A 20387-nucleotide genomic window follows, 5' to 3' on the forward strand; every position below is an offset into this window, starting at 1 on the left:
TGATCAGAAGTGGGAGTTCGTTCGTCGTCATGAGGGGTGAGCGTGGAGTGATACCGCACTGACACGAAAGACAACTGTCGGCCGCCCCTTTCGGTGGCGGCCGACAGTCTCTTGTGGTCAGATCCGCTGGTTGCCTTCGGCGACGATCCAGCTCAGTGCCGGATCGTCGCGTTCCATCCACTCGGGATGCCACTGGACACCGAGCACCGCGGCCCCCGGCATTTCGACCGCTTCGACGACGCCGTCGGCCGCGCGACCCGTGACCACGAGGCCGGTACCGCAGCGGTCGACCGCCTGGTGGTGCCACGAGTTGGTGACCGCACTGGCGCCGAACAGCCGTTCCGCGATCGAACCTGGCTCGAACGTCACCTTGTGGTCGTCGGCACCGTCGGTGAGCGGGGGCGACACCGACAGGTGCTCGACGGAGCCGGGCGGGAGGTCGGCGATCAGCGTGCCACCGAGAGCGACGTTCAGGATCTGCAGGCCGCGGCACACCCCGAGCACCGGAATGCGCCTGGCGAGTGCGGCACGCACGAGCGCGATCTCGAATTCGTCCCGATCAGGGTCGTGGACCATCGGATCGTCCCGCGGGTCCACGTCCCGGACCACCGACGGGTCGCCACCCCAGCACGCGGGATGAACGTCCTGGCCTCCGGTGATGACCACGCCACCCAGCCAATGGCAGATCGCCTCCGGGTCGGCATCGTAGGGCAGATTCACCGGAATGCCACCGGCCCTGGCGATCCGGTCCGAGAAGTCGGACATGAAGGCGTCGGCGAACAGGTGGCCGTAACGCTTGTCGAGTCCGTCGACCAGCCCCAGCCGGAACCGCCGGCCGGTGATGCCGATCAGCGGCCGGACGGTGCCCGGCGTCGCGTTCTCCGTGCTCACGGGAACTCGAAGTATCGCGCCGACTCCCATTCGGAGAGCTCGGCGAACGGATCGCCACCCGCGGTGTGGAACTGCATCCACTCCCACCGGCGGGTTCCCACCCAGTAGTCGACGAACTCGTCCCCGAGTTGTTCGCGCAGGATCGGATCTGCCTCGAGAGCGGCGGCCGCCTTGGTGATGGTGTTCGGCAACCGCTCGAGATCGGGTGCACACCACGCCATGTCGCTGACCGGCTCGGGCGGCTCGATCGCGCCGTCGAGGCCGGCGACTACTCCGGCGAGAATGGCCGCGACCGCGAGGTACAGGTTCGCGTCGGCACCGGGAACCCGGTACTCGAGGCGGGAGTACTCCGGGTGCCCGCACACCGCACGCACCGCGGTGGTCTTGTTGCTGATGCCCCACGTGACCGTCGTCGGCGGGCCGCTCAGGTCGACCAGGCGGCGATACGAGGTGATCTGCGGGAGCACGATCGACGTCGCGCCCTGCAACGTCGCGAGGAGTCCGCCGATCGCGTGCCGCATCGTCGGTGAAGGTCCGTCCTCGGCGTAGAAACTGTTGACCCCGTCGCGCTGCAGGGACAGGTTCACGTGCGAGGCCTGACCGTACCCGGCCGTCGGCTTGGCCATGAAGGTCACGGTGTGACCGAGTTCGAAGGCCACCTCACGCATCACCTGCCGGGCGCGAGCCCAGGCATCGCACACCGAGATCGGGTCACCGGGAACCAGGTTGAGTTCGACCTGGCCTGCCGCGTCCTCGTCGCTCCACGCCTCCCACTCGATGCCGATCTCTTCGAGGCGACGGGCGACCGCCGACATGTAGTCGACCCAGTCCTTCGATTTCGCGAGGTGGTACGCGGTTCCGGCGGAACCGCCTAGCGGCGTCAGGTCGCGATATCCCTTGGCGCGGGCCTCGTGAATGGACTCCTGGAACAGGGTCGCCTCGATCTCGACCGCCACGGTGGCCGTGAAACCACGCGTTGCGAGTCGGTCGACCAGCTTTCGGGCCAGGTTGCGCGGACAGGTGCCCACCGGGGTGCCGTCCGTCTGCCAGTAGTCACCGATCACGGACTGCAGGCCGGGCTCCCACTGCACGAGCGTCGACATGTCGGGCCGGAACTGGACGTCGGCCAGGTGCCCACGCCAGTCGGGGTAGGCGAATCCGAACGTCGGATCGTTGCCCAGGTCGAGGCCGAACAGGAGATCGGCGAACGCGAAACCCGACCCCGCGCTCGCGGCGAACTTCTTGGGCGCCACGTTCTTTCCGAGGAACGAGCCGTCGTGATTGGTAGCCTCGAGGCGGACCGTGTGGACGGCGGCATCGCGATCCGTTGCAGCGACGGTGATTTCAGACATCGTATCGAACCTTCCAGGATGCGGCGACGAGCACCGACAACTGAGAGAGCGTGCCGCGCACGCCGATCAGACCGGTGGACAGGGCGGCGATCAGATCGTCGGCGCCCGAGAAGATCCCGGCCAGCAGCTCCGGGGGGCCGGCGATCACATAGTGCGTCTCGCCCTCGCCGACGACCAGCTGGTCCAATCCGTCGGGGCCGTCCGCGACCGCGACGAGCACGTCGGGGATCCCCGGTACCGACCGGGCCGCGGCCCAGAACGTCTCCGCGGCGACCTGCCAGTCCGGCAGCGGCGGCGACAGCAGTGCCAGCGACGTTGCGACGAGGTCGCGCTCGCCCGCGGGCTCGCCGACCGGGGCGAGCCGCGCGTTGAGGTCGACGGTCAGGGTGACGTCGGGTGAGGTGAACACACCGCTCGACACGGCGACGACACCGTTCGAGATGCTGATCGTCGCAGCCTGCGGGGTGTCGTGGGAGCGGACCGCGACAATGCCTTCCACCCCCTCCACGACGGAATCCGCACGGTTCGCGCGGACGGAATCGGCGATCGTGCGGCCGATCAGCCGGACGATCGGACTCGCGTCGTCCTCGATCCGGATGTCGACCCGGTCGACCGCGTCGGCCTCGCATGTCGCGTGGCCGATCGTCGTTTCGGTCATCCTTCAGTCCTTTCGATTCGACGAGATCATGTGCGCGGTACACCGTCAGCAGCGGATCCCAGTTGGAGTGCGACGTTCACAGTCAAACGTCTTGGTCACGTGACTATGATGGTGAGGCACAGATCACTTGTTGTCAACGACTTGCGAGGTTCCGAGATGAACGACGACGCCCCCACCTGGTGGAATCTGCTCGACGGCGATGCACAGGCCGCGGCCCGGATGATCGCCCACGCCCTGCGGAAGCCGATCCGGGAGCTGGGACCGGAGCAGGCCCGGGCGCTCCTGAACACGACTCCCCCCGCCGAGCCGATCACGCCGCTCGACCGTGTCGAACAACTGATCGTCCCGACCCGCGCAGGTGCGATCCGGGCTCGCCTGTATCGCGCGAACAGTGCCGCTGCGGACGGCGCCACGCCCGCCCTCGTCTATCTGCACGGCGGAGGTTTCGTCCTGGGAACCCTGGACGGAGCCGACGAACTGTGCCGCGCGATCGCCGCCGGATCCGGATGGACGGTCGTGTCCCTGGACTACCGGTTGGCGCCCGAATACCCCTACCCGGCAGCGCTGGAAGATTGCCTCGACGCCTATGCGTGGCTGACCCGGACGGCATCGGAGTTCGGTATCGATCCGACAAGGATCGCGATCGGGGGCGACTCCGCCGGCGGCAATCTCGCCGCCGCCCTCTGCCTGCACCGACGCGACGAGCGCAGCCCCCTACCCGTGACTCAGGTCCTTGCCTACCCCGCCGTCGACGGGACGTTCACGACGCCGTCGTGGTCGGAATTCGCCGATGCGCCGCTACTGAGCACCGTGGACGCGCGCTGGTGCTGGGACCACTACGTCGGCCCGGGGCATCGGGCGGACGACCACCTCGCGGCACCCATGCGCGCCGAATCGCTGGGCGGCCTGCCGCCTGCGCTGATTCTGACCGCGGAGGTCGACCCGATCCGGGACGACGCCGAGGCATACGCGGCACGGCTGCGGCGCGACGGCGTCCCCGTCTCGCTGACCCGGTATGCCGGCGTCTTCCACGGCTTCGTCACCGAGATCGGTGTGTTCGCGCAGGCGAAACAGGCGATCGACGAGGTGTGCCTGCACCTGCGCGAGATCGCCCGGGCATAGCTCTTCGCTCAGCGGCTCACAGACCGGATTCGCGGCTCTCGCGTTCGGCCGCAGCCAGGATCGCCTCGATCACCACGTCGAAGACGGCGCGGCGATCGATGCTGGTCAGTTCGGTGATGTGGGCACGGGCGGTGGGGTACTCGCCATCGGGCAACTGGGCGTAGATGCGGGTCCACGACGACGCGTCCTTCGCCTGGATCTCGGGGTCCAGGGTGGCGAGTGTGGCGACCTGGCCCGCGAGCCCGAGCGCGGCGTCGACGAACGCCCGGTAGTACCGGACGGTGTCGCTCCGGGACAGACCGGACCGCGAGAACGTGTCGAGAATCAGCTCCACCATCCGGCGCTCCGCAGGCCCGCCCGTCGTGCGCGCGAACGTCAGCGCGGCGATCGCCGGTGACTGGGCCGCCGTCGCCCAGATCCGGTCGGCGATGCGCCGCAGCGTGTCCTGCCAGTGCTCGCCCTCGTTCACCTCGCCGATCTCGTCGAGTTCGATCGCGGTCGCGTGATCGTAGACGGCGAGCAGCAACTCGTCCTTGTCACGGAAAAGCCTGTACAACGTGCTCGCGTCCACGTTCAGTGCTTCGCCGAGCCGTCGCATCGTCAACCCGCCGACGCCTTCGCGCCGGGCGAGTTCGAAGGCCGCCGCGACGGCCGCCTCCTGCTGCACACCCCTGCGTTCCCGCCGGGAGGGCCGCGGCGTCGTCGCGGGTGCAGAGTCCTTTGCCATCGTTCTCCCCTCGATTCGCGGGTCCACCGTAGCAATCCCTGTTCCTGACCATGTTGCCATCAAAACTGCCAACGCTGTTGACAACATCGGTGCGGTAGCTGTTTAGTGTGATCGATCACAGCACTCCACGGAGGAATTCACATGACGGATCCGCAGGCCGCGACAGCGACGGACGAACCTCGATTGACCCCGCGACTGACGCTTGCGTCGGTCGTGGCATTCGGCCTGTCGTACATGGCACCGAGCCTGGTCATGATCATTTTCGGCGTCATCGCCGTGGCGAGCGCGGGCACTGCGCCCACCGCGTTCCTCGTCGCGACGGTGGCGATGCTGCTCACCGCACTGAGCTACGCCCGCCTCGCCCGGATCTATCCGGTGTCGGGTTCGGCGTACTTCTATGCGCGCCGCAACCTGGGGTCGTCGGTCGGATTCCTGGTCGGATGGGCCATCCTGCTGGACTACCTGTTCCTGCCGATGGTCGCGTGGCTGGCGCAGTCGATCCTGCTCAACGCCCAGTTCCCTGCCGTCCCGATCTGGGTGTGGATGTTGATCAACGCGGGCCTGACGACGGCCGTGAACGTAATCGGCATCGTGCTCGCCGACCGCATCAACCGAGTGTTGCTCGCCGTCTCGGTGTTCCTCGTGTTGCTGTTCTTCGCGTACTGCGTCAAATTCGTCGCGGGCAATCCCGTCGCGTCCTACACGGAGCCGTTCTGGAATTCGAACAGCATGCTGTCCGGCATCTCGGTCGCCGCGGCCATCGCGGCGTACTCGTTCCTCGGGTTCGACGCCGTCACCACCCTCGCCGAGGAGACCAGGGACGCCGCCCGCAACATCCCGCGGGCCATCATCTGGATCGTCGCGATCGGCGGCCTGATCTTCGTCACCGTCGCGTACGTGATGCAGCTGGTCCACCCCGGCGGTGTCTTCGAGGACGCACAAGCGGTGGCGTACACGATGTCGGTCGACGTCGGTGGCCAGTTCTACGCCGATTGGACGAACCTCGCCGGCATCGTCGCCGGGTCCGCGTCGTGCCTGGCTGTCCAGCTCAGTTCGAGCCGACTGCTGTACATCATGGGCCGGGACGGTGTGCTCCCCCGTCGCGTGTTCGGGAAGCTCAACGCCCGCACACGCACTCCGATCTTCTGCGTACTGGTGACCGGCGCGATGTGCTTCGTCGGCATGAACATGCCCCTCGAAACCGCAACCGGATTCATCAACTTCGGTGCGTTCTCGGCGTTCACCGCCGTCAACCTCTGCGTCATCGCCTACTACCTCCGCCATCGCTCGACCCGGCAGCTGAGCAGAATCCGCTTCGTCGTGGTGCCGGCGATCGGCGCAGCCGTGACGTTGGGCATGATCACCCAGCTCAGCGAGCACGCGCTGATGTCGGGCATCTCCTGGCTCGCCGTCGGAATCGTCTACCTGGTGTGGCTCACTCGCGGATTCCGCAGGCCGACACCCGAAATGAACCTCACCCACGAGCAGGATCTCGTTGCCGCCGCACAGATCAGCGAAGGACAGAAATGACGATCGGAACCGTACCACTTGTCACACTTGAGGATTGGCAGAGCCCTCCGCACAACAGGTACACCTTCAGCCGGATGCGCCAGATGGTGCCGACGGCACGGGTCGCGGCAGGCCCCACTCCGGTGCGGCTACCCGAGGGCGGCACACTCGACCTCGATCTCCCCGTCGGCAACGAGACCGTGCGTTCGGTCCTCGCACGCACCTACACCGACGGATTCATGGTGCTACACCGCGGCACGGTGATCGCGGAGTTGTATCCCGGCGACCTCGAACCCGACCGGACCCACGTGCTGTTCTCGACGAGCAAGTCGATCGTCGGCACCGTGGCCGCCAACCTGCTCGCGACCGGCGCACTGGATCCGGGCGCCCCACTCACCGAGTACATTCCGGAGTTCGCCGACTCGGGCTATGCCGGAGCCACCGTCCGGCACATCCTCGACATGCGGTCGGGAATCCAATTCTCGGAGGAATACCTCGAACCGGGCGCCGAGGTACGCCTCCTCGACCAGGCCGTCGGCTGGGTTCCGCGCGTCGACGACGGGGTGCCGCAGTCGATGTACGAATTCCTTCCGATGCTGAAAGCAGCTCGACCACACGGCGGTCCGTTCGAATACCGGTCCTGCGAGACGGACGTCCTCGGATGGGCCTGCGAGCGCGCCGCCGGTGAGCGCATGCCGTCGTTGCTGTCGCGTCTGATCTGGTCCCGGATCGCCTCGGACGACATGGATGCCGGAGTGGACCGCGCGGGAGCGGTGTTCGCCGACGGCGGGCTCGCCGCGACACTTCGCGACGTGGCGAGGTTCGGCGAGATGCTTCGATGCGGCGGACGGAACGGCACCGACCAGGTGGTGCCGCAATCCTGGATCGAGGATGCCCTGCGCGGCGCGCCCGATTCCCGTGCAGCGTATGCCGAGTCACCCACCGCGACGCCACTGCCTGGTGGCATGTACCGCAACCAGTTCTGGGTGCCGCACGCCGATCGGCAAGTGCTGCTGTGCCTGGGGATCTACGGTCAATCCATCTACGTCGACCTCGACCGAGACGTCGTGGTGGTGAAACTGTCGTCGTGCCCGACGCCGGTGGACGCCGAACTCGACAACGCAAGCTTCGCGGCCGCCGAGGCGATCGCGGCATCGCTGGCGTGACCGGCGATCCCGGCCGGCCTCACGAGTTCAGGTGCGCCAGTACTTCGGCCGCGGCCCGGTAGCCGGACCGAATCGCCCCGTCCATGTAGCCGTTCCAGGTGTCGGAGGTTTCCGCGCCTGCCCAGTGCAGGCGCCCGATGGGTTCGGACAGGGCCGCACCGTACTGCGTCCACACGCCCGCGCCGAGCCGGCCGCCGTAGCAGCCGCGGGTGTACTCCTCGGCCATCCAGTCCTGTTCCAGGTAATCCACGGGTTCGCCGGCGGCAGGGCCGAACAGCTTCGTCAGCGTCGCCACGGCCGAGGCTCGGCGCTCGGCGGGCGTCCGGAGCGCGGCGGTGCGGGCGTGGGCGCCCTCGAAGAAGCCGACGAGTACCCCGCACGAGCCGTCGGCGGGCGAGTTGTCCAGGGTGACGCTCAGCTCGTCGTCCAGGTTGAAGGCGAACCCGTTGAGTCCCGCCTCCCGCCAGAACGGCGTCGGGTAGGCGATCTGGACCTTGATCACCGACCCCATCGGGATCTGCTGAGTCAGGCCGTCACGGGAACCGGGCAGCGCGGGCCGGTATCGGAGACGCCCGGCCAACGTCGGGGGGATCGCCACGATTGCCTGTGCAGCGGAGACGGTTCCGCCGTCGAACTCGACGCGGACCCCGCTGTCGTCGTGGGCGATCGTGTGAACCGGACTGTTCAGTCGGACCACCTCGTCCCCGAGCTCCGCGGCGAGCCGCTCCGAAATCTGATGTGTGCCACCGACGACACGCAGCTCCTGGGCACCACCCGTGGTGCCGACGAGCATGTCGATCATGCCGCCGGACTTGATGTAGAAGAGAAAGTGGAGCAGGGACATCTCGGCCGGTTGGGCGGAGAACAGGGCGGGCACGACCGCCGCCCAGAATGCCAGCGCCTCGGGGTCGCCGGTGTGGGTGCGCAGCCATTCGTCCAAAGTTTGACGGTCCAGTTCGGAGGCGGCGGGCGAAGCCCACGGCGACGACAGCGACACCGAGTCGGCAAGCACCTCGAGTTCCTGCTGGAGCCGGCCGACCTCCACCGCTGCGCCATCGGAGAGACCGAACGTCGCGTCGGAGTACCTGGTGACCTTCCCCTTGTAGAGGGTGACCGCGTCGCCGTCGTCGTAGGTCGGGAACGTCTCGAGCCCGAGTTCGCCGATCAACGTCAACGCCTCGGTCTGGGTCCGGCCGATCCACTGACCACCCATCTCCACCGGGCCGCCGCCCGCCAGGTGTCCGCCGAGGTTGCGCCCGGCCACCCGGTCGCGTGCTTCCACCACCGTCACGCTGCGTCCGGCGGCAGCCACGGCCCTCGCCGCGGTGAGTCCGGCGAGCCCGGCGCCGACCACGACAACATCGCAATCCATCATCTCAATCCCTCCAAAAGTCGGTCGGTTGTCCGACCGTAACCTAGATCACAGCATCCCGGTGTGCAAGAGTGGTGTCGGATCGGCGGGTGACATCGAGGAGGAAAGCGGTGGCCTACGTCAAGGCGTCGGAGCGCGAGGCACAGATCATCGCGGCGGCGATCAGGGAGTTCAGCGACAGGGGCGTCCCCGGAACGACCCTTCGCGCCGTCGCCGGGCGGGCCGGCATCCCCCTCGGCACGCTGCACTACGTCTTCTCCAGCAAGGACCAGCTACTTCGTGCAGTCATCACGACCGTCATCGGTGAGATATCCGAGACGCTCCGCGCCGAACTCGATGCCGACAAGGGCGTGGAACACGCCCTGCGCCACGGGGTGGGCAATTTCTGGAACAAACTGGTCACGACCAGGGTCGGTCTGCAGATCATGCAATACGAACTCATGACCTATTCGCTTCGGAGCGATTCAGCCGGGGGGCTGGCCCAGCTGCAGTACGAGCGCTACGGCGCGCTCGTCACCGAGTTCTGCGAGCGGGCCGCGCAAGCGGCAGGGGAACGCTGCGCCATCGGCTTCGACACCCTCGGCCGCATGGCGCTGGCCCAGGTCGACGGACTGATCCTGCAATACATCGCGAAGCCGGATCCCGACCGCGCTCGACGCGATCTCGACCACGCGCTGGACATGCTCGTTCTCTATGCCGACCCCCAGCCGGTCGCGCGTACGAAGTCACTGAAGGCCGACACCGCCTGAGGTTCGGATCCGGGACGCTGTTGCGTTCGGGTGGACCTCACTCTATCTTGATTCGTACGGCTGTCCGACTTAGAAATTCATCGGCCATTGCCGAGGCACTGGATCATCGACATCCCGGAGTGAGACCAATGGTGCAACAGGGAACGGGCAACCCGAACGACAAGCAAGCAACCACTCTCGACACCAGCATCGCTGTGGTCGGCGCCGGAATGTCGGGTCTGATTGCCGCCAGAGCGCTGCATCGACAAGGGATCGACGTGCTCGTTCTCGAATCTGCGGACCGAACGGGTGGCCGGATGATGGCTGAAACCTCGGCTTTGGGCTCGCGGCTCGATCTGGGTGGGCAGTGGATCGGCCACGGACACCACCGGTTCTCGGCGCTGGCCGCCGAACTCGGGGCCACCGTGTTCCCCATGCGCACACCGAAGCGGCCGACCGTCGTCGGCGACGCCCGCACCATCTCGGCCGTGAGTCCGTCGATGCTGACGGCCGCTGCCGTTCTGCTGGCCTGGGAAATCCGGGCGAGGCGGGGAGCGCCGAAGCGATGGAACTCGACGACCGTGCAGGAGTGGCTTCGCAAGGTGCCGACGGCCAAAGCCCGCCGCCTCCTCGAAGTGGTCGTCGAGGTGTCGACGACGGCAGACCTCGACCGCCTCTCGATGGATGCGCTGGCCGCAATGATTCACTACCAGGGCGGACTCTCCACGATGTTGTCGACGAACGGCGGCGCGCAGGAATGTCTGATCGTCGAGGGTGCAGGAACCCTGACCGACAAGATTGCCGCCGAACTCGGACCACGGGTCCTCACGAACAGTCGGGTGACATCCATCAGTCGAGACGGCACAGGCGTCGTCCTCCGTACGCAGTCGGCTCTCATCCGAGCGTCCAAGGTGATCGTGTCGACGCCACCCCCGGTGTCGGCCGAGATCGCCTTCGACCCGCCCCTTCCGGCAGGTCGGCGGCGCCTCGAGCAAGACATGTACATGGGATCGGCGTACAAAGCGGTCGCGGTCTACGAGCGTCCGTTCTGGCTCGCCACCACAGATGCCGAATTCATGTTTCTCGACGGCCCCGGGTTCGCGGTCTTCGATACCTCCCCACCCGGCGGTCCGGGTCACCTGTGTGTGCTGGTCGGCGGTCGGAAAGCTCGCGAACTCGACCGACTCGACGAAGCCGGCCGCAGGCAGGCGATCCTGGAACCCCTCGCCGCTGCGATCGGGTCACCCGGCATCCTGCAGCCGGCAAGCTGGCACGAAAAGTCGTGGCACCTCGACGAACACGCCGGCGGGGGATATTCGGCGCTACCGTCCACAGGCAGCACGGTGGGAATGTTCCCGTTGCCTTCGGATCCGATCGACGACATCCACTGGGCCGGAACCGAGACGGCGAGCGAGCACGCCGGATACATCGAGGGGGCCATCGAATCAGGCGAGCGAGCCGCTCGCGAAGTCGCAGAAGCCTTTCAGCGCGGAATCGCCGCACACCGCCGACCGCCGCGCTGAACGCAACCGGTGATCCCGTCTCCGCCTGGGACTTCAGTACTCTGCTCGGTGTGGCCATTCGACCGATCCTCATCGCCGGCGATTCCAGACTCACCACGCCGGCAGTCCCGGTAACCGTGTTCGACGACGAACTCCGCGCCTTCGTCGACGACCTCCACGAGACCAACACGGCAGCCCACGGTGCAGGTCTCGCAGCCAACCAGGTCGGCGATCCGAGAGCGATCTTCGTGTTCGACCTCATCGATGACGGGCGTCGGCACCGCGGTCATGTCGTCAACCCGACGCTCGAGACAGCTCCACTGCCGGAGACGATGCCCGATCCCGACGACCTCGAGGGATGCCTGTCCGTCCCCGGTGAGCGCTATCCCACCGGCCGGGCCGAGTGGGCGCGGGTGACCGGCGTCGACAGCTCGGGCGAGCCCGTCTCGTTCGAAGGGCTCGGCTATCTCGCCCGCTGCCTGCAACACGAAACGGATCACCTGGCCGGGCATCTCTACCTCGACCGCTTGATCGGCCGCAACCATCGCGCTGCCCGCAAGATGATCAAGAAGCGTGGTTGGTCCGAACCGGGCTGCACCTGGCTGCCCGGCACGGACCGTAACCCATTCGGCTGGTGAACCACCGCTGACCGGCGGCGGTCAGGTGGATTGCCGCTCCTCCACGACCCAGGCCGCGACCTGGGCTCGCGAGTTGAATCCGAGTTTGGTGAGTATGTGTTCGACATGCCCCCGCGCGGTGCGTACCGAGATCACGAGCCGGGCGGCGATGGCCTTGTTGGTCAGCCCCTCGGCGATCAGCTCGGCGACCTGCCGCTCACGTTTCGTCAGTTTCACCGATCCGGAGGGTCCGGAATCTTTCTGGAGCCGTTCGCCGAGTGCGTACGCGACGGCCGAATCGAGATCCATGTTCCGGCCTTGTTGCTGCGCCTGCTCGTAGTCCCTCTCGCTGAGCGCTCCGCGGACGACCTGTTCGCACTCGTCGTGATGAACGGCCAGGTCGGGGACGAAAACCGAGGAGCTTCCCACGGCGTGACCGATGGCTTCGGCGGCTCCCATCAGAATGCCGGCGCGCTCGGGATCACTGCCGCCGGCGACCCAGGCAAGGGCTTCGAGGCTGTTCGCGCAACCAACCGGATCGTCGACGAGTCGGCTGAGCCGCAACCCCTCCTCGAGCAATTCGGTTGCACGACGCCGTTCGCCCTGTCGCCACTGCGCAACCGCCATGACCCACAGGACGTAGGCCCGGTACACGGATTCGCCGTGACGATCGGTGATCGCGAGGGCTTCCTCGTAGCAATCGACCGCCCGGCGAGGATCGTCGTCGAGCAGCTCGTAGGTCAGACCGAGCAACGTGAGCGCCTCGACGTGGATGACCAACTCGCGCCCCGCTTCTCGAAGCACGCTCACGGCCCCCTCGAAACCGGAGTACGCGCGCACGAGATCACCGTTGAAGATCCCGAAGACGCCGTCCACGTGGTCGACGACGGCGTGCACCACGGGATCGGGCACGCGGGCGGCCAGGGCATGCGCCTGCTCTACGAGGGCAGCACCACGCTGATGGTCTCGTTGCTGTTCGGCGATAAGGCAGTCGGCGTAGAGCGCTTTGGCCGTCGCGATCGTCGGCGGCAGATTCGGTGACGAGAGGAACCGGTCGAGCCATCGCCGTGTCTCGCTGAGCAGACCGCGGGTACTCCAGAGCAGGGACACCGTAGTCGCGATCTGCAAGCCTTCCTCGACGTCGCCCTCGGCCAGGCAGAACTCCATGGCATCCCGCAAGTTCGGCCGTTCGCGACTGAACCGGGAGAGCCATTCGATCTGCCTGGGGCCGATGAACTCGGCGTGAGCGGTGCGGGCCAATTCACGGTACCAATCCCGGTGCAGTCGACGCAGGTTCGTATAGTCGCCGGTCTGCTGAGCCTTTTCCCGGCCGTAGTCGCGGACAGTCTCGAGCAGCCGGTACCGCACCGTGACGCCCTGGTCCTCCCGGTTCAGGATCGACTTGTCGACGAGCGATGCCACCGCGTCCAGGAGGTCCTGTGCGTCGCTGTCTGCACCGCATACCTGTTCTGCCGCATCCAGTTCGAAGCTACCCGCGAATACCGACAGCTGTTCCCATGCGCGTTGCTCTCGCGCGGTGCAGAGTTCGTAGCTCCAATCGAGACACAACCGCAGCGTCTGTTGGCGTGAGGGCGCCCCGCGGCTTCCGCGCGTCAGCAACGCGTAGCGGTCGCTCAGGCGTTGCAGGATCTGCTCGGGCGACATCGCCCGCAACCGCGCCGCCGCCAGCTCGATCGGCAGCGGCAACCCGTCCAGTCGACGGCAGATTCGGGTCACCACGGTCTTGTTGGCCTCGGTGAGGGTGAAGGCCGGTACCGCGGCGGTGGCGCGTTCGGTGAACAGCGACACGGCGTCGTAGCGGGGAAGACCCTGGAGTGACGGCTCGCGATCCGGGTCGGGGACCGTCAGCGGCGGAACGCGCAAGGTCGCTTCACCGCCGATCGTCAGGGGCTCCCGGCTGGTCGCGAGAACACGCAGGCGGGGGCTCCGCTGCAGCAGTGTCGTCGCGAGGTCCGCCACGGCGTCGACCACTTGTTCGCAATTGTCCAGTATCAGCAGCAGTTCTCGCGAGGAGAGGAAGTCCAGCAGGACGTCACGAAGAGACCGGGCCGTCTGGTCACGCAATCCGAGCGTGGTGGCGACGACGTCGATCACCAGAGACGGGTCACGGACCTCCCCGAGTTCGACGAGCCATGCCCCGTCGGCGAATTCGCGCTGCATTGCCGTGGCGACGCGTATCGCCAGACGGGTCTTCCCGACTCCGCCTATTCCGGTCAACGTCAGCAGCCGCGATGCTGCCAGAAGATTCTTCGCCTCGGTGAGTTCGTGCCTGCGCCCGACGAAACTGGTCAATTCCAGAGGGAGATTTCCCGTGCGATGCGCGGAGGGGCCGGGCGGTGTTCGCCGTGGAGTGTCCGCCGAGTCCGGGGCGGCGGTGGTCGGCGAAGCGTGCAGGGCCATGACGTCGGCGGGCACGCCACGGCGGAGCTGGACGTCGCGCAGCTTCTCACCGAATGCGGCGGCAGAGGGTGGCCGGTCCTCGGGTCGGCGGGCCATTGCCTCCTCGATCACGGCGGTGACGTCGTCCGCGATCCCCTGCTCCCGAAGATCCGGTGTCGGTTCGGTGGTGATGCGGACGAACTGGGCCACCAGCTGTTCGCCGCTGCGCCTCTCGAACGCTGCATGCCCGGTGATCGCACAGAACAGGGTCGCACCCAGCCCGTAGATGTCCGACGCCGGACTCGCGGACGCGCCGCCGAGGACCTCGGGTGCGGTGAACGCGGGCGAACCCGTGACGATGCCCGTCGCCGTTTCGAAGCCCCCGGACATGTGGGCGATCCCGAAGTCCGTGAGAGCCGGCTCGCCGTATTCGGTGAGGAGGACGTTTGCGGGTTTCACGTCACGGTGGACGATGCCCTGCCGGTGTGCGGTCTCGAGTGCACCCGCGAGCTTGACCCCGAGGTGCAGCACCTCGTCCACCGACAGCGGGCCGTGCCGTCGGATCCGAGTGTCCAGGGAGCCCTGCGGGTGATACGGCATCACGAGAAACGGATCGCCGCTTCCCGTGATGCCGACTTCGAGCACGGTCACGATGTTCGGATGGCCGGTCAGACGCCCCATCGCTCGCTGCTCCCGGAAGAATCGTTCCCGGCTCTCCTTCGCGAGATCCGTGGTCAGAACCTTGACGGCGACGGTCCGGTCGAGCGTGGCCTGCGTGCACCTGTAGACGACGCCGAAGCCTCCGCGCCCGATCTCCCGGGCGTCGTCGAATCCGTCCGCACTCAACTGCGCGGTGGCCGTCGGGTCCACATCGCGTTGGGTCTCGAACGGATCGTCATCGGCCACTGCTAGGTCGATTCATCCGAGCCATGTCGCCGGTTCAGCACCACTTACCTCTCGAGGACGCCTCCCCAGGATATCGCCGACGACGGGCAACGGCGGTGACGTTTGCGTGGCGGAGACATCGTGAGCGCTCGCTGCGCGACGACGACACGCTGGTGATCACCCGTTTTGGGCGATGCGAGCGGGACCGCGGGTGCCGAGGCTGGAAGCGGGTCCACCCTCAACCAACCCATCGGAGGAAATCATGGCCCTCGATACATTCGCCCTGTTGGCGGCGGTCTATGACTCGCAAGACGCCGCGATCGCCGACTACGACGCCGTGCACGATCTCTACGTCGAGGCGGACCTGATCGATACCTACGATGCGGCCGTCATCACCCGGACCGAAACTGGCAAGGTCAAGATCGTCAAGAAACATGAGCAGCCGACCCGGCAGGGAGCGTGGGGTGGGCTCGGCATCGGCCTGGTTGGAGGTGCGCTGGTTGCCCTGTTTCCGGCCGTCGGGCTCGGTGCCGGGTTGTTGCTTGGCGGTGCCGGCGGCGCCGGTCTCGGGGCACTCGGCGGGCACGTCGCCGCCGGGATGAGCCGCTCCGACCTCAAGGACGTGGGTGAGCTACTCGACGACGGGGACAGCGGACTGATCGTCGTTGCGGCGACGGACCTCGAGGCGCGGGTCGAGAAGGCGCTCGAACGCGCATCCAAGGTGACAAAGAAGCAGCTCGAGGCGGACACCGAGCGGGTCGGCAAGGAGATCGACGAGGCGTCCAAATCCTGAGATCCGGCGCCTGAACCGCGTATTCCGCGTGGCATCCGGCGCAGCCGACCCACCGTAGTGGCGCCCCGCTCGTAGGGTGCATCGCAGACGCAAGGAGGTCCCATGACCAGCACGATGAAGGCCGCGGTCGTCAAAGAATTCGGACGGCCGCTGACCATAGAAGAGGTGCCGATTCCGTCGCCGGGCCGCCATCAAGCGCTGGTGAAGGTCGAGACGACCGGCGTTTGCCACACCGACCTCCACGCCGCGGACGGAGACTGGCCGGTCAAGCCCGCCCCACCGTTCGTCCCCGGCCACGAGGGCTATGGGACGGTCGTTGAACTGGGCGAGGGTGTGGCCGACCTCGAGATCGGCGAGCGGGTCGGGAATGCCTGGCTGTGGTCCGCCTGTCTGGACTGCCGGTACTGCCGCACGGGTTGGGAAACCTTGTGTGAGAAGCAGATCAATGGCGGATACTCGATCAACGGATCCTTCGCCGAATACATGCTGGTGGACGCGCGCTTCGCGGCGCGCATTCCGGACGGTTCCGACCCGGTGGAGGTGGCGCCGATACTCTGCGCCGGCGTGACGGTGTACAAGGCACTGAAGGTCACCGACCTCGAACCGGGTCAGTGGGTGACGATCTCGGGAATCGGTGGCCTCGGTCACGTCGCCGTCCAGTACGCGGTGGCGATGGGGTTCAGGGTGGCCGCCGTCGACGTGTCGGATTCGAAGCTCGAACTCGCCCGGAACCTCGGCGCGGAAGTCCTCGTGAATGCGACCAAGGAGGATCCGGCTGCTCGAATCCAAGCGGCAACCGGCGGAACCGACGGCGTGCTGGTCACGGCTGTGCATCCTGCCGCGTTCGGGCAAGCCATCGCAATGGCCCGGCGGGGTGGGACGATCACTTTCATTGGTCTGCCACCCGGGGATTTTCCCGCTCCGATCTTCGACACCGTCCTCAAGGGGCTGACCATTCGGGGGTCGATCGTCGGCACGCGGCAGGACATGCGCGAGGCACTCGACTTCTATACGCGCGGGAAGATTCATCCGACCGTGCACACCCGCAGACTCGACGAGATCAACGACGTCTTCGACGAGTTGCGCCATGGCACGGTCGACGGCCGTATCGTGCTGCAATTCGCATGAATGCGGTCAAGTCCTCTATTCCCGCATCAGCATCAGGGCGGCTTCCCGTTCGAGGTCCAGGTACGGTTCGCCGCTGACGTCGATCGCGACCCGGCTGATCGTGCCGCCGGTGAAACGATGGGGTGATTCGCCGGGGTAGTCCTCGGTGATCGGCTCGCCTGGGTGCCTGCCCACGTACAGCCCCGCACCGGCGATCGCGAACGCCCCCATCTGGGTTCTGATCCGGCCCTCTCCGACCTTCCGGTCCCCATGGAAGAGGGACAGTGTTCCCAGGGTGGCGGCAGGTTGCTGCCCGTCCTTGTCGAAGGACGCGGACAGGATCAGGTCGGTGCCGGTGGGGATGTCTTCGGAGCCGACGATCATCTGTTCGTCGCTGCCCACGAAGTTGTTGACGTAGTGCAGCCGGTTGTCCTTCACATACAGTGCGTGCCCGCCGAAGCGGGATCCGATCGCGAAGAGCACGCCCTCGGCGCCCGGCTCGGGGATGTCGACGAGCGCCCCGATCACGAAGGACCGCCCGCGGGTGTTGACCGCCTGCCATTCGGACACCGCGGCCACGTCCGGGTAGTACACGTACCGGTCGCGGGTCGCGGCCAGTTGGGGGCGCGGCGTGCCCATGATTTCGACGCCCGATCGATCGTCGAGGGGAAACGCCAGGTTCGCGCCGGCCTCGGCGAACCAGATGTTCACCAATTCCCGCAGCTTGTCCGGGTGCTCCGACGCCAGGTTGTTCACCTCTGCCCGGTCGACATCGGTGTGGTAGAGCTCCCACTCGTCCTCGTTGAAGTGGCCCCATCCGGCGATGGTCGGGTGCGTCGTGACGGCCTTCCAACCCTCGTGCCAGATCGATCGCGAACCGAGCATCGAGTAGAACTGGGTCCGGCGCGCCGAGGGCGCGGACTCGTCCTCGAACGTGCCCCGCATGCTGACGCCGTCGAACGGGGCCTGGGTGTGGCCCTTGATCGTCTCCGGTGGTTCCACCGCGAGGAGATCCAGCAGCGTCGGCACGATGTCGATCGCGTGATGGTACTGGTCACGGATCTCGTCCCTCGCCTTCGTCCCGGCAGGCCACGAGATGATGCACGGGTCCGCGGTGCCGCCGTTGAACTCGTAACGCTTCCACATCTTGAACGGGGTGTTGAACGCCATCGCCCAACCGTTCGGGTAGTGGTTGTACGTCTTCGGTCCGCCGAGATCGTCGAGTTTCGAGAGGTTCTCCGCGAGGTCGTCCGGGATGCCGTTGGCGAACTTCATCTCGTTGACGGAGCCGTTCGGGCCGCCCTCACCACTCGCGCCGTTGTCGGAGACGACCACGATGACGGTGTTCTCCAACTCGTCGTTCTGCTCGAGATAGTCGAGCACCCGCCCGATGTGATGATCGGCGTGGGCCAGGAAACCCGCGTAGACCTCGGCCATCCGCGCGAACAGCCGCTTCTCGTCGTCGCCCAGCGTGTCCCACGGACGGGTGTAGTCGAGTTCCGGGAACGGCTGCCCCTCGGGTCCCGACCGGGTGTCGGGGGTGCCGATCGGATTGATCGGGGGCAGCTCGGTGTCCGCCGCGACGATGCCCATCTCCTTCTGCCGGGCAAGGGTCTGCTCACGGACCGCGTCGTAGCCCATGTCGAACTTGCCCTCGAACTTCGCGATCCACTCCTCCGGGGCGTGATGCGGAGCATGACACGCACCGGGCGCGTAATAGAGGAAGAACGGCTTCTCCGGCGCGATCACCTTGGCGTCCTTGATGAACTCGAGTGCCTTGTCGGTGATGTCGTCGGTGAGGTGGTACCCGTCCTCCGGCGAACGGGGCTGGTCGACCGGGTGGTTGTCGTAGACCAGATCCGGATACCACTGGTTCGTTTCCGCACCGAGGAACCCGTACCAACGCTCGAAACCACGCCCGCTCGGCCAGTTTCGGCGAGTCGCCGCCAGGTTCATCTCGTCCGTCGGGCACAGGTGCCATTTGCCCACCATGTATGTGTTCCAACCCCGCTCGCCGAGGATCTCCGAGAGCATGCCGTTCTCCGGCGGGATCGTGCCACTCGCATTGGGGAATCCGATCGACGCCTCCGTGATGCAGGCCATACTGTTACGCGTGTGGTTTCGCCCGGTCAGCAAACAGGACCGCGTGGGCGAGCACAGCGCCGTGGTGTGCCACTGCGTGTACCGAACCCCCTTCGCGGCGATCCGATCGATGTTCGGCGTCTCGATCGGCCCGCCGTAACAGCCCATTGCCGAGAATCCGACGTCGTCGAGCACAATGTAGAGCACGTTCGGCGCTCCGTCAGGGGCCCGAGGCGGCTCGAACGGCGTCCAATCCGGAACCGAATCCCGGACATCGACGTTGACAACACCGCGAAATGGCTTGACCATGATGCGCCTCTCCTCGCCTGCACTCCTGCTGACAGCCTCGGCACTCGCGCGCTCACACACCTCACCCGACACGGGTGAACCCGAACCCACCTACTGTTCTCGGATGACGTCCGGGAACCGGTAGGAGTCGTCGAGGATCGTCCGGTCGGGGACGTATGCACGGATGATCAGACAGAACTCACCGTCGGGCGCGGGTATCCAATTCGACCGTGCAGCAAGGTCACTGGGCTCTTCGTGCGACAGGTGCAACGTGAGTGTCCCGTCGCGAAACACGAGATTGCCGGCGTCGAGGTCGACGGTGCCGAGATTGAGACGACCACCGGGGGCACCGGCGAGCACGAAAGCGTCCTCGTCGTAGACGGTCAACGACCAGAACCCGCCACGGCTTCGGTCGACCGGCGGCAGGGCGTTCTCGGCGAACGTCATCGTGTACTGCTCGCGGCCGTGGAGGAGCGCGCGGTACGACTCGTCGGAGCGGTGCAACGCGACCAGTGTGCGCGCTCGAGCAGCCATCTCGGTGTCGGAGTCACTCTGCTTGGATTCCTCCGAGTGCGCGGCGACGCTGCGCGGAATCACCGCGGCCGTATAGGTCGGCATCCGCAGGACGCCGACGAACTCGGCGGGCTCGTTCCCCTCCCAGGTGGCTCCGACGAGCAGGAAATTGCCGCCGGGTGTGCCTGCGGCCGAACCCAGTTGGTGCACGACGTTGGTGAGCACGTCGGTGATCTGGACGGTCCAGTAGTGGCCGGCGGGAACGTCGGTGGGTGTCTGGACGACCACGGCGTCCCGGGTCAGATCGGCGAACCCGACGCCGTAGATCGTGTCGTTGTTCGGTGAGACCACTCACCGCTGCGCAGGACTCACGTGATCGGCCGGCCCACCGGTGCGGTTCTTCGGTACGCTGGGCAGGATGCCGAGTTGCAGGCCGGCTTTGCCGTCCATGAGGTTCCACATGGACGTGCGGCCGAACGTGTCCACTGCCGGGTATCCCAGTAATCGACGACGCGGGCGAGCGCCTTCACATAGCTTTCGCCCGCCAGTGCGGCAGGAACCCCCGCGGACCGGGCCAGCCCGGCGTGCGCGGGGGTTAATGCTCTGGCGACGTCGTCGAACGAAGTACCCATCCGAACACCATGCCCCGCGGCGTCCGCCAGGCCGTCACCCATG

Annotated in this window: 17 protein-coding genes; 8 read left to right on the top strand and 9 right to left on the bottom strand. The window is 66.7% G+C overall.

The genetic code is table 11. The annotated features are described in order from the left end of the window. Window positions 1–117: 117 nt before the first annotated feature. The 3 genes from ACFU5V_RS13600 to ACFU5V_RS13610 are packed head-to-tail and all read right to left on the bottom strand — an operon-like array spanning window position 118 to window position 2901. A complete protein-coding gene (locus ACFU5V_RS13600) occupies window positions 118–891 on the bottom strand; it encodes a gamma-glutamyl-gamma-aminobutyrate hydrolase family protein (RefSeq protein ID WP_378699816.1) in 774 nt (257 codons plus the stop codon). Next, window positions 888–2243, bottom strand: coding sequence for a glutamine synthetase family protein (locus ACFU5V_RS13605; RefSeq protein ID WP_378699818.1), 1356 nt, complete (start codon window positions 2241–2243; stop codon window positions 888–890). Before ACFU5V_RS13605 ends, ACFU5V_RS13600 begins: the two co-directional genes overlap by 4 nt. Beyond that, the gene (locus tag ACFU5V_RS13610) at window positions 2236–2901 is read right to left on the bottom strand and encodes a hypothetical protein (protein WP_378699820.1); all 666 of its coding nucleotides are present in this window, start codon (window positions 2899–2901) and stop codon (window positions 2236–2238) included. Before ACFU5V_RS13610 ends, ACFU5V_RS13605 begins: the two co-directional genes overlap by 8 nt. 156 nt (window positions 2902–3057) lie before the next feature. Between ACFU5V_RS13610 and ACFU5V_RS13615 the strand changes: the two genes are divergently transcribed. Continuing rightward, window positions 3058–4023 carry an alpha/beta hydrolase gene (locus ACFU5V_RS13615; RefSeq protein WP_378699822.1) on the top strand — a complete coding sequence of 322 codons (966 nt, stop codon included), beginning with the start codon at window positions 3058–3060 and terminating at the stop codon, window positions 4021–4023. A gap of 16 nt (window positions 4024–4039) precedes the next feature. Here ACFU5V_RS13615 and ACFU5V_RS13620 read toward each other — a convergent pair whose 3' ends face one another. Then, window positions 4040–4750 (bottom strand): TetR/AcrR family transcriptional regulator, encoded by a 711-nt coding sequence (locus tag ACFU5V_RS13620; protein WP_378699824.1) that lies wholly within the window; start codon window positions 4748–4750, stop codon window positions 4040–4042. A 141-nt stretch (window positions 4751–4891) separates the two neighbouring features. Here ACFU5V_RS13620 and ACFU5V_RS13625 point away from each other — a divergent pair, with 141 nt between their 5' ends. Together ACFU5V_RS13625 and ACFU5V_RS13630 are read left to right on the top strand one after the other, a co-directional pair. Then, window positions 4892–6280 carry an APC family permease gene (locus tag ACFU5V_RS13625; protein WP_378699826.1) on the top strand — a complete coding sequence of 463 codons (1389 nt, stop codon included), beginning with the start codon at window positions 4892–4894 and terminating at the stop codon, window positions 6278–6280. 74 nt (window positions 6281–6354) lie between these two features. Then, window positions 6355–7425, top strand: coding sequence for a serine hydrolase domain-containing protein (locus ACFU5V_RS13630; RefSeq protein WP_378699828.1), 1071 nt, complete (start codon window positions 6355–6357; stop codon window positions 7423–7425). Window positions 7426–7444: 19 nt separating this feature from the next. Here the strand turns inward: ACFU5V_RS13630 and ACFU5V_RS13635 are convergent, their stop codons facing one another. Continuing rightward, window positions 7445–8800, bottom strand: coding sequence for a flavin monoamine oxidase family protein (locus ACFU5V_RS13635; protein WP_378699830.1), 1356 nt, complete (start codon window positions 8798–8800; stop codon window positions 7445–7447). 107 nt (window positions 8801–8907) lie between these two features. Between ACFU5V_RS13635 and ACFU5V_RS13640 the strand changes: the two genes are divergently transcribed. From ACFU5V_RS13640 to ACFU5V_RS13650, 3 genes are all read left to right on the top strand, one after another. After that, entirely contained in the window at window positions 8908–9546 is a 639-nt protein-coding gene (locus ACFU5V_RS13640; protein ID WP_378699832.1) for a TetR/AcrR family transcriptional regulator, read from the top strand. Window positions 9547–9674: 128 nt separating this feature from the next. Further along, window positions 9675–11048: a flavin monoamine oxidase family protein gene (locus ACFU5V_RS13645; protein ID WP_378700168.1), complete on the top strand. Its 1374-nt coding sequence runs from the start codon at window positions 9675–9677 to the stop codon at window positions 11046–11048. Window positions 11049–11098: 50 nt separating this feature from the next. After that, complete coding sequence (locus ACFU5V_RS13650; protein WP_378699834.1) at window positions 11099–11665, top strand: peptide deformylase; 567 nt, start codon at window positions 11099–11101, stop codon at window positions 11663–11665. Window positions 11666–11686: 21 nt separating this feature from the next. Here the strand turns inward: ACFU5V_RS13650 and ACFU5V_RS13655 are convergent, their stop codons facing one another. Next, complete coding sequence (locus tag ACFU5V_RS13655) at window positions 11687–14950, bottom strand: protein kinase (protein WP_378699836.1); 3264 nt, start codon at window positions 14948–14950, stop codon at window positions 11687–11689. 241 nt (window positions 14951–15191) lie between these two features. Between ACFU5V_RS13655 and ACFU5V_RS13660 the strand changes: the two genes are divergently transcribed. Both ACFU5V_RS13660 and adhP read left to right on the top strand, forming a co-directional pair. Beyond that, window positions 15192–15722 carry a DUF1269 domain-containing protein gene (locus ACFU5V_RS13660; RefSeq protein WP_072943712.1) on the top strand — a complete coding sequence of 177 codons (531 nt, stop codon included), beginning with the start codon at window positions 15192–15194 and terminating at the stop codon, window positions 15720–15722. A gap of 102 nt (window positions 15723–15824) precedes the next feature. Further along, window positions 15825–16850: an alcohol dehydrogenase AdhP gene (gene adhP / locus ACFU5V_RS13665; RefSeq protein WP_378699838.1), complete on the top strand. Its 1026-nt coding sequence runs from the start codon at window positions 15825–15827 to the stop codon at window positions 16848–16850. 15 nt (window positions 16851–16865) lie between these two features. Here adhP and ACFU5V_RS13670 read toward each other — a convergent pair whose 3' ends face one another. The 3 genes from ACFU5V_RS13670 to ACFU5V_RS13680 form a co-directional block, all read right to left on the bottom strand. Continuing rightward, the gene (locus tag ACFU5V_RS13670; RefSeq protein WP_378699840.1) at window positions 16866–19220 is read right to left on the bottom strand and encodes an arylsulfatase; all 2355 of its coding nucleotides are present in this window, start codon (window positions 19218–19220) and stop codon (window positions 16866–16868) included. A gap of 90 nt (window positions 19221–19310) precedes the next feature. Continuing rightward, on the bottom strand, window positions 19311–20063 hold the full coding sequence (locus ACFU5V_RS13675; protein WP_378699842.1) for a DUF1254 domain-containing protein: 753 nt from the start codon (window positions 20061–20063) through the stop codon (window positions 19311–19313). Continuing rightward, window positions 20064–20198: a hypothetical protein gene (locus tag ACFU5V_RS13680; RefSeq protein WP_378699844.1), complete on the bottom strand. Its 135-nt coding sequence runs from the start codon at window positions 20196–20198 to the stop codon at window positions 20064–20066. Between the last annotated feature and the right edge of the window lie 189 nt (window positions 20199–20387).

Source organism: Rhodococcus sp. NPDC057529 (genome assembly GCF_042802055.1).
In the GTDB taxonomy this organism is placed as follows: Bacteria; Actinomycetota; Actinomycetes; order Mycobacteriales; family Mycobacteriaceae; genus Rhodococcus_F.

Excerpts from the sequence above, each read along its gene's own strand:
- ACFU5V_RS13605 (WP_378699818.1), bottom strand. The coding sequence starts at position 2,243 with ATGTCTGAAATCACCGTCGCTGCAACGGATCGCGATGCCGCCGTCCAC.
- ACFU5V_RS13610 (WP_378699820.1), bottom strand. The coding sequence starts at position 2,901 with ATGACCGAAACGACGATCGGCCACGCGACATGCGAGGCCGACGCGGTC.
- ACFU5V_RS13615 (WP_378699822.1), top strand. The coding sequence starts at position 3,058 with ATGAACGACGACGCCCCCACCTGGTGGAATCTGCTCGACGGCGATGCA.
- ACFU5V_RS13620 (WP_378699824.1), bottom strand. The coding sequence starts at position 4,750 with ATGGCAAAGGACTCTGCACCCGCGACGACGCCGCGGCCCTCCCGGCGG.
- ACFU5V_RS13625 (WP_378699826.1), top strand. The coding sequence starts at position 4,892 with ATGACGGATCCGCAGGCCGCGACAGCGACGGACGAACCTCGATTGACC.
- ACFU5V_RS13630 (WP_378699828.1), top strand. The coding sequence starts at position 6,355 with ATGCGCCAGATGGTGCCGACGGCACGGGTCGCGGCAGGCCCCACTCCG.
- ACFU5V_RS13635 (WP_378699830.1), bottom strand. The coding sequence starts at position 8,800 with ATGATGGATTGCGATGTTGTCGTGGTCGGCGCCGGGCTCGCCGGACTC.
- ACFU5V_RS13645 (WP_378700168.1), top strand. The coding sequence starts at position 9,675 with ATGGTGCAACAGGGAACGGGCAACCCGAACGACAAGCAAGCAACCACT.
- ACFU5V_RS13660 (WP_072943712.1), top strand. The coding sequence starts at position 15,192 with ATGGCCCTCGATACATTCGCCCTGTTGGCGGCGGTCTATGACTCGCAA.
- adhP (WP_378699838.1), top strand. The coding sequence starts at position 15,825 with ATGACCAGCACGATGAAGGCCGCGGTCGTCAAAGAATTCGGACGGCCG.
- ACFU5V_RS13670 (WP_378699840.1), bottom strand. The coding sequence starts at position 19,220 with ATGGTCAAGCCATTTCGCGGTGTTGTCAACGTCGATGTCCGGGATTCG.